At 64.4% G+C, this 13299-nt stretch carries 10 protein-coding genes; 4 read left to right on the forward strand and 6 right to left on the reverse strand.

All coding sequences use genetic code 11. From position 1 onward, the window contains the following. The first annotated feature begins 9 nt into the window (after window positions 1–9). From AC5ZGW_RS29110 to AC5ZGW_RS29125, 4 genes are all read left to right on the forward strand, one after another. Window positions 10–873 carry an ABC transporter permease gene (locus tag AC5ZGW_RS29110; protein ID WP_130228638.1) on the forward strand — a complete coding sequence of 288 codons (864 nt, stop codon included), beginning with the start codon at window positions 10–12 and terminating at the stop codon, window positions 871–873. Next, window positions 870–2615, forward strand: coding sequence for an L-arabinonate dehydratase (araD, locus tag AC5ZGW_RS29115; RefSeq protein WP_130228637.1), 1746 nt, complete (start codon window positions 870–872; stop codon window positions 2613–2615). The genes AC5ZGW_RS29110 and araD overlap by 4 nt, the downstream gene beginning before the upstream one ends. Window positions 2616–2831: 216 nt before the next feature. Continuing rightward, window positions 2832–3551, forward strand: a complete 720-nt coding sequence (locus AC5ZGW_RS29120) for a ribonuclease activity regulator RraA (RefSeq protein ID WP_130228636.1) — start codon at window positions 2832–2834, stop codon at window positions 3549–3551. Between the two features lie 100 nt (window positions 3552–3651). Next, window positions 3652–5094 (forward strand): aldehyde dehydrogenase family protein, encoded by a 1443-nt coding sequence (locus AC5ZGW_RS29125; RefSeq protein ID WP_130228635.1) that lies wholly within the window; start codon window positions 3652–3654, stop codon window positions 5092–5094. Between the two features lie 34 nt (window positions 5095–5128). Here the strand turns inward: AC5ZGW_RS29125 and AC5ZGW_RS29130 are convergent, their stop codons facing one another. The 6 genes from AC5ZGW_RS29130 to AC5ZGW_RS29155 all read right to left on the reverse strand — a co-directional run bounded on the left by AC5ZGW_RS29130 (window position 5129) and on the right by AC5ZGW_RS29155 (window position 12974). Then, window positions 5129–5689, reverse strand: coding sequence for a flavin reductase family protein (locus AC5ZGW_RS29130; protein ID WP_130228634.1), 561 nt, complete (start codon window positions 5687–5689; stop codon window positions 5129–5131). Window positions 5690–5995: 306 nt separating this feature from the next. After that, complete coding sequence (locus AC5ZGW_RS29135; protein WP_245474945.1) at window positions 5996–8110, reverse strand: S9 family peptidase; 2115 nt, start codon at window positions 8108–8110, stop codon at window positions 5996–5998. 196 nt (window positions 8111–8306) lie between these two features. Then, window positions 8307–9491, reverse strand: coding sequence for a pyridoxal-phosphate-dependent aminotransferase family protein (locus AC5ZGW_RS29140; RefSeq protein WP_130228632.1), 1185 nt, complete (start codon window positions 9489–9491; stop codon window positions 8307–8309). Between the two features lie 74 nt (window positions 9492–9565). Next, the gene (locus AC5ZGW_RS29145) at window positions 9566–10399 is read right to left on the reverse strand and encodes an LssY C-terminal domain-containing protein (RefSeq protein ID WP_130228631.1); all 834 of its coding nucleotides are present in this window, start codon (window positions 10397–10399) and stop codon (window positions 9566–9568) included. Between the two features lie 47 nt (window positions 10400–10446). Continuing rightward, on the reverse strand, window positions 10447–11172 hold the full coding sequence (locus AC5ZGW_RS29150; protein ID WP_130228630.1) for a thermonuclease family protein: 726 nt from the start codon (window positions 11170–11172) through the stop codon (window positions 10447–10449). Window positions 11173–11249: 77 nt separating this feature from the next. Further along, complete coding sequence (locus tag AC5ZGW_RS29155) at window positions 11250–12974, reverse strand: hypothetical protein (protein ID WP_463327074.1); 1725 nt, start codon at window positions 12972–12974, stop codon at window positions 11250–11252. Window positions 12975–13299 lie beyond the last annotated feature (325 nt).

Below are 13299 nucleotides of genomic sequence, written 5' to 3' on the forward strand. Positions count from 1 at the left end.
AGAGGCGCGATGGGAGAAGCAACGATCCTGCTGCGCGAGAGCAATGCAGTGGCCGCGCCGGCCGCAGGCGAGGTCGAGCGCAAGCTGAGTGTGTGGGAGCTGCTCTGGGACGACGGCTTTGTGCGCAAGGGGCTCATCATTGTCTTCCTGGCGGCAGCGTGGGAAGCTTACGGTCTGTGGCTCGACAATCCCCTGTTGTTCCCGACCTTCCATGATACCCTCGTCACCATGTTCGAGAAGGTGCGCGACGGCACCATCCCGATGCGGGCCTGGGCGTCGCTAAAAGTACTGTTCATGGGTTATTCCGCCGGCATCGCCCTGGCCTCGATCTTGACCATCCTCGCGATCTCGACCCGCATCGGCACGGATTTCCTCGAGACGATCACGGCGATGTTCAACCCGTTGCCGGCGATTGCGCTCCTGCCGCTTGCACTGATCTGGTTCGGGCTTGGCAATGGCAGTCTTGTGTTCGTGCTGATTCATTCCGTTCTCTGGCCGGTGGCGCTCAACACCCATGCCGGTTTCAAGGGCGTGTCCAACACGCTGCGCATGGTCGGTCGCAATTATGGCCTGCGCGGACTACCCTATGTGGCGCGCATCCTGATCCCCGCGGCTTTCGGTTCGATCCTGACCGGGCTGAAGATCGGTTGGGCCTTTGCCTGGCGCACGTTGATCGCCGCCGAACTGGTGTTCGGCGTGTCGTCGGGACAGGGCGGGCTCGGCTGGTACATCTTTGAGAACCGCAACCTGCTCGACATTCCCGCCGTGTTCGCCGGATTATTGACGGTGATCATCATCGGCCTGATCGTCGAAAACCTGATCTTCCGCACCATCGAGCGGAACACGGTCCAGAAGTGGGGCACCCAGACATGAGCGACAAAAGCAAGAAGAAGCGCCCCGACCAACTCCGCAGCGCGCGCTGGTTCGCGCCCGATGATCTCAGGGCCTTCGGCCACCGCTCGCGCGCCATGCAGATGGGCTACGCGCCGGAGGAGTGGAAGGACCGGGCGGTGATTGCGATCATCAACACCTGGTCGGACGCCCAGCCCTGTCACATGCATTTCAAGAGCCGCGTCGACGACGTCAAGCGCGGCGTGTTGATGGCCGGCGGCTTTCCGATGGAACTGCCGGCGCTGTCGCTGTCGGAATCGTTCCTGAAGCCGACCACCATGCTCTATCGCAACATGCTGGCGATGGACGCGGAAGAATTGCTGCGCGGCCATCCGGTCGACGGCGTCGTGCTGATGGGCGGCTGCGACAAGACCACGCCGGCGCTGTTGCTCGCCGCCACCTCCATGAACCTGCCCACGATCTATCTGCCGGCCGGTCCGATGCTGCGCGGCAACTGGAAGGGTCGCACGCTGGGCTCGGGATCGGACGCCTGGAAATATTGGGATGAGCGGCGTGCCGGCAAGATTTCCGATGATGATTGGGTCGACATGGAAGCCGGCATCGCCCGCAGCTACGGCACCTGCATGACCATGGGCACCGCCTCCACCATGACCGCGATCGCCGAATCCATCGGCATGACGCTGCCGGGTGCCTCCTCGATTCCGGCCGCGGACGCCGGTCATATCCGCATGGCCTCCGAATGCGGCCGCCGCGTCGTCGAGATGGTCTGGGAGGATCTGACCCCGCAACAGATCCAGACCCGGAAGGCGTTCGAGAACGCGATCACGGTGGCGATGGCGATGGGCTGCTCGACCAACGCGATCATCCATCTGATCGCGCAGGCCCGCCGCGCCGGCCAGGACATCTCCCTCGACGATTTCGAGAAGGCGAGCCGCGAGGTGCCGGTCATCGCCAATGTCCGCCCGAGCGGCGATCTCTATCTGATGGAGGATTTCTTCTACGCCGGCGGCTTGCCGGCGCTGATGAGCCAGATCAAGGATCATCTGCATCTCGACTGCCTGACCGTGACCGGCAAGACGCTGGGGGAGAATATCGCCCGGGCCGAAGTCCATAACGACGATGTCATCCGCAGCGTCGCCAACCCGATCTACAAGGAGGGGGCGCTCGCGGTGCTCAAGGGCAATCTCGCGCCCGACGGCTGCGTGATCAAGCCCAGCGCCTGCGATCCGCGCTTCCTGAAGCATTCCGGCCCGGCGCTGGTGTTCGACGATTACCCCTCCATGAAGAAGGCGGTCGACGATCCCGATCTGGATGTGACGGCCGATCATGTGCTGATCCTGCGCAATGCGGGGCCGCAGGGCGGTCCGGGCATGCCGGAATGGGGCATGCTGCCGATCCCCACAAAACTCGTGAAGCAGGGCGTGCGCGACATGGTGCGGATCTCGGACGCGCGGATGAGTGGCACCAGCTACGGCGCCTGCATCCTGCATGTCGCGCCTGAAGCCTATATTGGCGGTCCGCTCGCGCTTGTGCAGAACGGCGATCTTATCACCCTCGACGTCGCCGCCCGCAGCATCACCCTCGATGTGCCGCAGGAAGAGCTCGTACGTCGCCGCGCCGCCTGGAAGCAGCCGGAGCGCCGGTACGAGCGCGGCTATGGCTGGATGTTTACGCGCCACATCAAGCAGGCCAACGAAGGCTGCGATTTCGATTTTCTTGAAACCGGCTTCGGCAAGCCGGTCGATGAGCCGTCGATCTATTGACTCTTGTTTCACCTCTCCCGCTTGCGGGAGAGGCGTAGGCCGCCTTCGGCGGCCGTTCTTAAAGGACGCCGCAGCGAAGCTTCGGCTACGGCATAGCGCCGGGTGAGGGCTCTCTCCGCTGGGGGACTCGTGGAGAGAACCCTCACCCCAGCCCTCTCCCGCAAGCGGGAGAGGGCGCCGCAGCATCTCTCCCGGAATGACGAAGGAGCAGTTCACATGTCCAAGCTCAGCGACACCACCCGCAGCAAGCTGAAAGCCATCTCTACCGCCACCGTCGCCACCGCGCTGTACAAGCGCGGCTTCCGCATCCAGTGCATCCAGGACGTCCACCCCTTGAGCCCGGACCAGCCGACCATGGTCGGCGGAGCCTTCACGCTGCGCTACATGCCGGCGCGCGAGGACCTCAACAAGCTCGAGGTCTTCCGCGACCGTTCACATCCGCAGCGCAAGGCGATCGAGGATTGTCCGCCCGGCGCGGTGCTGGTGATGGACAGCCGCAAGGATGCGCGTGCCGCCTCAGCCGGCGCGATCCTGGTGACGCGCTTGATGAAGCGTGGCGTTGCTGGCGTCGTGACCGACGGCGGTTTTCGCGACTCCGCCGAGATCGCCAGGCTCGGCTTTCCCGCCTATCATCACCGGCCGAGCGCGCCGACCAATTTGACGTTGCATCACGCGATCGAGATCAACGTTCCGATCGGATGCGGCGACGCGCCGGTGTTTCCCGGCGACGTGATCCTCGGCGATGCTGACGGCGTCATCGTCATCCCCGCGCATCTCGCCGACGAGATCGCCGAGGAAACCTTCGAGATGACCGCATTCGAGGATTTCGTCGCCGAGGAAGTCCATAGCGGGCGCGGCATCTTCGGCCTCTATCCCGCCACTGATCCGCAGACATTGACCGATTTCGCGGCGTGGCGGAAAAGGAACGGACGCTAGATTTCGTTGTTCGAGCTGACATCGGCCCAAACGTTTCCGAGTCGGGCTCGAACTCTTAAACCGATCTTTGGCGCCAAGCCCATCAAGACGGAGGAAAGCCATGCTGATGTTCAACAATCTGATCGACGGCGAATGGATGTCGGACGGCGCGCGCTCGCCCAATGTCAATCCATCCGATACCAACGACATCGTCGGCGAGGCCGTGCGCGGCACCCGTGCTCAGCTTGATGCCGCGGTCGCGGCCGCCAAGGCGGCATTCCCGGCATGGTCGCGCGCGACGCCGCAGGCCCGCTATGACATCCTCAAGAAGGCGTCCGACGAAATCCTGGCGCGCAAGGATGAACTGGGCCGCCTGCTGTCGCGCGAGGAGGGCAAGACCCTGCCCGAGGGCATCGGCGAGGCCGCGCGTGCGGGGCAGATTTTCGCGTTCTTTGCCGGCGAGTGCCTGCGCATGGCCGGCGAGAAGCTGTCTTCCGTGCGGCCTGGCATCGACGTCGAGATCACCCGCGAGGCCCTCGGCGTGGTCGGCCTGATCACGCCCTGGAACTTCCCGATCGCGATTCCGGCCTGGAAAATCGCGCCCGCGCTCGCCTATGGCAACACGGTCGTGATCAAGCCGGCCGACCTGGTGCCGGGCTCGACCTGGGCGCTGGTCGATATCCTGCAGGGTGCCGGCCTGCCCAAGGGCGTGCTTAACCTCGTGATCGGCCGCGGCTCGGAGGTCGGCGCCGCGCTGCTCGAACATCCCGATGTCACGGCGATCAGCTTCACCGGATCGGTGGCAACCGGCCAGAAGGTCGCTGCGGCCTGCGTGGCATCGCGGCCGATGAAGAAATTCCAGCTTGAGATGGGCGGCAAGAATCCGCTGGTCATTCTCGACGATGCCGACCTGAAGGTCGCAGTCGAATGTGCCGTCAACAGCGCGTTCTTCTCCACCGGCCAGCGCTGCACGGCGGCCTCGCGGCTGATCGTCACCAAGGGCATTCACGACAAATTCGTCGCCGCGCTCACCGAGCGTCTGGGCGGCCTCAAGGTCGACGACGCCTTGAAGGCCGGCACCGATATCGGCCCGGTCGTCGACCAGAACCAGCTCGATCAGGACCTGAAATATCTTTCGATCGGCAAGGACGAGGGAGCCAAGCTGGTGTTCGGCGGCGAACGGCTGAAGCGCGATGCGCCCGGCTTTTATCTGCAGCCGGCGCTGTTCACCGAAGTGACCAACAAGATGCGGATCGCGCGCGAGGAAATCTTCGGCCCGGTGGCGGGCGTCATTCGCGTCAACGACTACGCCGAGGCGCTGGCGACCGCAAACGATACCGAGTTCGGCCTCTCCGCCGGCATCTGCACCACCAGCCTGAAATACGCCAGCGACTTCAAGCGCAACGCCGAGGCGGGCATGGTGATGGTCAACCTGCCGATCGCCGGCGTCGACTATCACGTCCCGTTCGGCGGCAGAAAAGGCTCGAGCTATGGTCCGCGCGAGCAGGGAAAATACGCGGCCGAGTTCTACACGACGGTGAAGACCGCCTATACGAATCCGTAAGAACGCATTCGGGCGGCGGGGCTCGGTCCCGCCGCTACAACATCTCCGGCTTGAACAGCTTGCGATATTTCCGCGTATTCTCGCCGGAGATCATGAACTCGCCGTCGCCGCGATAATGAATCGTCTTCGGATATTTCGGCGAGGTCGCGACATGCGCCTTCACCACCTCCAGCACGAACAGGCTGTATTTCCGGGTCAGGCTTGAATCGATCAGCCGGCATTCGAAATTGGCGTAACACTCCTCGATCAACGGCGCGCGCACCTGCTCGCCGGGCCTCGGTGTGAGGCCAAACGCGGCGAACTTGTCGATGTCGCGCCCGGAGCTGTTGCCGATCTTCACGACGGTCGGCGCCAGCTCTACGGTCGGCACATTGATCACGCACTGTTTGCTGCGGCGGATCAATTCGAACGAGTGGTTGGCGTCCCAGATGTAGCAGCCGATCAGCGAGGGCTGAAACTCCATGATCATGTGCCAGCCCATGGTCATGATGTTGGTCTCATTCCTGTGCGCGGAGGAGACCAGCACGATCGGCCCCGGCTCGAGAAAGCGGCGCACGTTGTCGACAGGAAAATCCGTCTTGGTGTAGCGCGGCATCGGGCCTCCTCTCAGTCGTCGTCCTCGTTTGCGCTTCAAACTCCGCCGTCGTCCCGGCCAAGCGAAGCGCGAGCCGGGACCCATAACCACAGGCAGTTATGGTGACGAAGACTCGGAGTTACCGCGTGGTTCAACAACGATGTTTGGTGGTTATGGGTCCCGGTCAAGCCCGGGACGACCTAGGGAGAGAGCGGCCGCTCATTCGCGCACTCGTAGCCCGTAGGGTGGGCAAAGCGAAGCGTGCCCACCATCCACGCTCGGTGCAAGTGAAGGTGGGCACGCTGCGCTTTGCCCACCCTACGTTTGCTACGCCGCCGCGTCCGCCAATCCCACTGCCCACAGCGCGAACGCATAGACGATCGCGATTTCATCGAGCCGGTTGAATCGTCCCGATGCGCCGCCGTGTCCCGCGCCCATGTTGGTGCGCAGCAGCACCGGCCCGCCGCCGGTCATGGTGGCGCGCAATCGCGCGATCCATTTCGCCGGCTCCCAATAGGTGACGCGCGGATCGGTCAATCCACCCATTGCGAGGATCGCGGGATAGTCCTTCGCCGCGACATTGTCGTAGGGCGAATAGGACAGGATGGTGCGAAAATCCTTCTCACTCTCGATCGGGTTGCCCCATTCCGGCCATTCCGGCGGCGTCAGCGGCAGCGTGTCGTCGAGCATGGTGTTGAGCACGTCGACGAAAGGCACCTCGGCGACGATGCCGCCGAACAATTCGCCGGCGCGGTTCGCGACCGCTCCCATCAGCATGCCGCCGGCCGAGCCGCCATGGCCGACGATGCGTTTACTGCTCGTGTATTTTGCATCGATCAGCGCGCGGGCGGAGGCCGCGAAATCATCAAAGCTGTTGGTCTTCTTCTCGCGCTTGCCGTCGAGATACCAGCCCCAGCCTTTGTCGGCGCCGCCGCGGATATGCGCGATCGCGTAGACGAAGCCGCGGTCGACCAGCGACAGGCGGTTGGTGCTGAAGGAGGCCGGCATTGCCATGCCGTAGGAGCCGTAGCCGTAGAGCAGCAGCGGCGCTGTGCCGTCGCGGACGAAATCCTTGCGGTGCAGGATCGAGACCGGGACCTCTGCGCCGTCATGCGATGTCGCCATGATGCGCGTGGTGACGTAATCGGCCGGGTCGTGGCCGGAGGGAATCTCCTGGCGCTTGCGCAGCACCCGTGTCCGCTTCGTCATGTCGTAGTCGTAGACTTCCGACGGTGTCGTCATCGACGAATAGGAGAAGCGCAGGTTTGTCGTCTCGAATTCGTAGGAGCCCATGGTGTCGAGCGAATAGGCCGCCTCGTCGAAGGCGATCGCATGCTCCTCGCCCGTGGCGAGATCGCGGATCACGATCGCGGGCAGCGCGTTGGCGCGCTCGAGCCGCACCATATGCCCGGAGAAAAGCTCGAGATCGAGGATGTAGATGCCTTCGCGATGCGGGATCAGGTCGTGCCAGTTCTTGCGCTCCGGCGCGGCGAGCGGCGCCGTCATCACCTTGAAGTCGATCGCGTCATCGGCGTTGGTGAGAATGAACAGCTCGTCGCCGCGGTCGGCGATCGAATATTGTACGCCTTCCTCGCGCTCGGCGATCAGCCGCGGCGCCGCTTCGGGATTTTGGAGGTCGATCAACCGCTGTTCCGAGGTCTCGTGGTCGCCGCCCGCGATCACGCAGAAGCGCCCGCTCGCGCTCTCATGCAGATGGGTGAACCAGCCGGAATCCTGCTCTTCATAGACCAGCACGTCGTCGGCCTGTTTGGTGCCGAGACGATGGCGCCAGACCTGCATCGGGCGGTGGTTGTCGTCGAGCTTGACGTAGAAGAAGCTCTTCGCGTCCGCGCTCCAGACCACACCGCCATCGGTCTCCTCGACGAGGTCGTCGAGATCGGCGCCGCTTGCCCAGTCGCGCACGCGGATCGAGAAATATTCCGAGCCCTTGGTGTCGGCGCTCCAGGCATGCAGCCTGTGGTCGGGCGAATGCCGGCTGCCGCCGAACCTGAAATATTCGGTGGCTTTCGCCAGCTCGTCGCCATCGAGCACGACATGCGCCTCGCCGCCGTCGCGCGGCATGCGGCCGAACATCTCGTGCTGTCCGCCCTCGCGGAATTTGCGGAAATAGGCGAACGGGCCGTCGGGCGAGGGGACGCTGGAATCGTCTTCCTTGATCCGCCCGCGCATCTCCGCAACCAGCTTCTTCTGCAACGGTGCGGTGTGGCCGAGCAGGCTCTCGGTATAGCTGTTCTCGGCTTCGAGATAGCTCCTGATGTCAGGATCAAGGATCGAAGGATCGCGCAGCACCTCCTGCCATTTCGGATCCTTCAGCCAGCCGTAATCGTCTGACACGGTGATGCCGTGCCGGGTGAAGGAGTGCGGCCGTCGCGGCGCAACGGGCGCGGGGTGGGCAGGTTTCTTGGTGGCGGATTGGTCCACTCGGTCCTCGTATGGTCTTTCGGTTCCGTGGTCTTGTTCGCTCGTCATGCGCGGTCTTGACCCGCGCATCCATCAAAGAAAGGCGTTTTTCGCAAGATGATGGATTGCCGGGTCGAGCCCGGCAATGACGACCACCGTCGGAACGAGATGTCATCGAGACATATATCGGTTCGAATGGGTGGATTGCCAGATGCGGTCAGGCGCGCACGCTTTCACCGAGCCATTCAATCGCGGCCTCGGTTCCACCCTTGCCGTGGGGAATGCCGAGCGCGTTGAGCGCGACCTCGACCACGCCGAGTGTGCCCAGGATCATCGGCGCGTTCACATGGCCCATATGGGCGATCCGGAAGGCCTGGCCCTGCAGATCGCCGATGCCGGTCCCGAGCACGACGCCGCATTTCTCTTTGCAATAGCGCTGCAGCGCCGCCGGGTCGTGGCCGTTCATGGTGACTGTGGTCACCGTGTTGGAGCGCTCGGCAGCCTCGGTGATGTTGAAGCCGAGCACCTGGCCCTCTGCCCATACCGCAACGGCACGCCGCACCGCTTCGGCAAGCAGGCGATGGCGCAGATGCGCGTTCTGCAGTCCCTCGGCCGTCAGCATGTCGATCGCCTTGCGCAGCGCGAACAACAGATGCACCGGCGCGGTGCCGGCATATTTGCGATAGTGCTCGGTGCCCTCGCGTTCGGTCCAGTCCCAATAGGGCGTGCGCAAATCGGCGCGCTTGTGCACCTCTTGCGCGCGCGCATTCGCCGCGACGAAGCCGAGACCCGGCGGCGTCATCAGGCCCTTCTGCGAGCCGGACATCGCGACGTCGATGCCCCAGGCGTCCATCTCGAACGGCATGCAGCCGAGCGAAGCCACGGTATCGACCATGAACAGCGCTGGATGGCCGCTCGCCTTGATCGCCTTGCCGATCGCCTCGATGTCGTTATAGGCGCCGGAGGCGGTGTCGACCTGCACCGCGAGGATCGCCTTGATCGTGTGCTCCCTGTCGCGCCGCAGCCGGTCTTCGACTTCCGCGGGCCGGATCGCGCGGCGCCAGTCGCCCCTCAACACTTCGACCTCGGCGCCCATTGCGGACGCGGCTTGGCCCCAGCCGATGGCGAAGCGGCCGCTCTCGAGCACCAGCACCTTGTCGCCGCGCGACAGCACGTTGGAGAGCGTCGCCTCCCAGGCGCCATGGCCGTTGGCGATATAGATGTAGGATTTGCCTTTGGTGGCGAACAGCTTTGAGAGATCGCGCAACAGGCTCTCGGTCAGTTCGACCATCTCTGCCGAATAGATATCGAGTGCCGGGCGATGCATCGCCTGCAGCACCTCGTCGGGCATCGTGGTGGGTCCGGGGATGGCCAGAAATTCCCGGCCCGCGCGAACGGTCATTGTTGGCTTCCTGCTTGATCTGCCCCGCAGAGGTGGATGCAGGGATTGGCCGCAAATTTCAACCCACAGGAGCGTTATTTTCCGATCGCATTGGCCACTGCATGCCAGATCTGATCCTTGATCTCGATCGCGGGCGGGCTCGGGATCGTCGTCGCCGGGCCGTCGCGCGGCTTGCATGCTTCCACCAGCCGCAGGATCCAGATCTCGCCATCGGTGTAATAGAGGTCGCCGCCGCCATTGCGGCCCGCGATCGTCGGGCCGATGCCGGTGACCTGATATTTCGCGGTGACCATGCGGGCGTTTTCCAGGTCGGCCGTGAGCAGGGCCCGCTCGGCATCGAGGTCGGGACCGATGTGATGCGTGATCGCGCCGGTGTAGTGGCTGACGCCGACGCTGCGATCTTGCGTGGCGGCGCCGAGCCACACCGGGCGGCCCTCCTCGCCCTTGTCGAGCACCTGCCAGTAGCGGACATGGTTGCGGCGATCGGCGCTGTTTCCGATCGGCTTCTCGAACGCGAGGTCCTCGCGGCGGCCGAGATAGAAGAGATTGCTGACCGGCGCGTCGCGATAGGGGCGGTCGAGCAGCACGCTGCCGACGATCTCGATCGATGATTTCAGCGTGATCGGATCGGCGGGATACCAGCCGGCGGCGTGCATGGCGCAGACCACGTCATACTTGTCGCCGATCAATCCGATATTCATGGGATCGCCGGGAATCCCCTGCGCGGTGCGCGTCACCATCGGCAGATTGGCGAGGCCCTTCTGGTGCTCGTGATGGGTCCACAATGCCGGCAGCAGCAGATAGGCGGCGAGGCCGTAGACTGCGAGTATGAAGACCAGCAGCAATTGGATGCGCCGGACCCGTCGCCGCCGCGCCGAAGGTTGCGCCTTGTCGTCGAGCTCTGTCACCGTGCCGCGCTCTCGAACCGAGGTTGCGCAGGCAGTTTAGAGATTGTTCAGCGCCTTGTCTCGCGGCAGCCGGCGGCTTCCGCCTCCTCGACCGAGCAGAACCAGCGCGTGCCCTTGGCGATCTTCATCTGGATCTTGGCGTACCAGCGGCTTTGCGGCGTGTGATAGATGCATTCGCCCGAGGTGTTGACATTGCCCTTGATGGTGCAGTCGGGCGAGGGCGCGACCGGGCCGGAGGCGGACGCGAGCAGGATGTTGCGGGCGTTCTCCGGCGGCTTCACGGCGCCGAGGATCGGCGTCTTCTTGTTGCGGATGCGCCAGTCCCAGGGTGCGATGAAGGCGCCCTGCCACATGCCGGCCTTGGCTTCGCGCGCGGCCTTCTCGTCGGCCTCGTACTCGTGCGACGCGCGCGTATAGGCCAGCGCCCAGCCGTTTGCCACCAGCCATCTCTGGATGTCCTGCCCCTCGACCTCGCAGCGCGCCAGGGTGCGGCCGCGGCGGTCGGTCGTGCCGCGGGTATGGCAGGTCCAGCTCTTGCCGCCGGCATGCTTGATCAGTTCGTCGCGCGCGGCGATCCCGCAGGTCCAACGCTCGCCCATGGTGTTGAGGCAGAGCTGGTCGGTGGAGGGCGCGTCGATGCCGCCGAGACGGATGCGGGCGGAGCCGATCTGGATCTGGTCGCCCTCGCGGATTTTCGGCACGCCGGTGATGTCTGCGGCCTGCGCCAGCGCGGGCAACAGCAGGAGGGCGGCGGTGAGGAGCAGCGGTCGCATCGGCAGGTTCACGGATTGGCGAGCAATTGTGCGGAGATTCGGGCAGGCAAACCAGTAGCGCGAACGCGGCAGCCTTTTCAACTTCGCGTCATTGCCCGCCGCGCCAGCGCCAGCGCCATCAGCACGAAGGCTGAGGTCACCTCGGGGCCGCCGACCAGGATCCGTGTCGGCGTCTTCATCTTGTTCCACTCATAGGCCTTGTATGGGGAACGCCGGCCGCCTTCGCCGAAGCTCGCGACGATGCAGTGCAGCGCCGGCGTGAAGGTCGCGACCTCGGCGCCGAGATGCGCCAGCGCCATCAGCGCCAGCGCGGCGTCGAACGCGTTCATCTCATGCGCGATCAATTCCTGCTGGACGTAGAGCAGCACCTGCGCGCGGATCATCGCGAACACCCCGCTTGGATCGATCACGCGCTGCGCCGCCGAGGGAAGCGCGATGAACGCGGCGTAGCAGCGGCCGAAATAGGCGCAGTAAAGCTCCGGCAGATAATAGATATGCGAGCGCGGCTTCCTGAACGCGCCGCTTTCCACTAATCGCCGCTGGAAGTCGATGATGCGCTGCACCGTCTCCAACCGCTGCGGCGTCTCCAGGATCCGCCAGCGCTTGAGGTTACGGAAGCTGACCTCGAGGATGTCGAGATTGAGCGTCGGATCGAGGTCGTTGCCGTAGGGACGATCACCGGCGAGATTGTCGATCCAGGTGACGACGCCGCCTTGGTAATCGATATTGTCGTTGAGCGGCACGGTGACGCGCGGCTCGTTCGCCCCGCTCCGCACCTGGTAGCCGCGATAGAAATCGAGCAGCGGCTGCTTGAGGATCGGATGATCGCTGCCGGCCTGCGTCGCCGCGGAGAACGAGCAGGCGGTGGTGTCGCAATCAGGCACATAGATGCCGAAGCCGAGATCCTGCTTGATCTGGGCGAAGAAGCGCGAGAAGCGCGGATGCGGCAATGGCGCCAGCGCCGTGATCACGTTCACGGTCGAGCCGTCATGCGAGGGCACCTCCTCGGCGCTGATCCGCAAGCAGAAGTCGACCATGTCGGCGATCGCCCCGCGCGCGGCGCTGGTCTCCGCGCCGGACGCAAGCCCGGTCTCGACAAAGCTGAGCAGCGCCTCGGTGAAGAACGCATCGTAATAGGCCGAGCGATGGCGGATCTGCATCGGCTGCCACATCGGCTCGGCGATCCCGCGCCAGGGCGGGTTGATCAGCGCGCGCGCCGGCGAATGCGCGATGTAGATGCGCGCGAGGTTGAACAGCAAAGTCGAGTTCTTGTAGCCGCGCGAGTTCAGCCCGGTCAGCGCCATCAGAAGTTCGCGCCCGCCCATGTCGGCATCGCCGATCAGGTTGAACGCCGCATAGGTCGGGATGAAGCCGTTCTTCGCGTAAGCGCGCAACAGATGCGCGCCACAGGCCCGGATGACCCGCTCGATCTCGGCCGCCGCGGGCGCGCGCGCAGGCGCCGCCGCCGCGGGCAGCGGATGCCGCACGTCGATACCTTCCATCAGCGCAGCCACAGGCGCGCCGATCGCCGCCCAGTCCGGCGCCTCGGCATCGCGCGCCTCCTTCAAGGCCGCCTGCAGCGCGCCGAGCCGCGCGTTATCGCGCAAGGCTGGCAGGCCGGTGCGCCGGAGCAGGCCGCGCAGCGCGGGATTGCCGATCGCGGTCCGGTAGAATTTTCCCAAATGCGCATCCCCGCCGCGATATTTCAGCAGCAGCGGATCGCAGACGTCGTAAAGCGACGGCCCGTCCTTACGGACCGTGAGCGATCGGCAGACCGCCCCGGCAATGTCATGAAAACCCATGCCACCCCTTTCTGGCACGCACGATCCGGAACAGCCGGGAACCGGCTTTTCCCGAAAAATCCTGCGCATCCAAGGAGGCCCCACCCAGAAGCCCCCTGCAAACCTTTGAATCGCACCACAAAATCGCGGGAAATACAAATGTGACCGATATCACATATGCTGCCGCGTTTTGGCACAAGTTTGACCCCGGCGCATTACGGATAAGGCCGAAAGGCCGAATCAGGTTGCCCCGGAAGGCTTCGCAGGTTAAGGGTTTCTGTGTTGCGGTGCCGCAAATTGCGCACAATCTGACGGCACTCGATCAGGCAACCCCTAAAACCACAGA

Source organism: Bradyrhizobium sp. Crot121 (genome assembly GCF_059512385.1).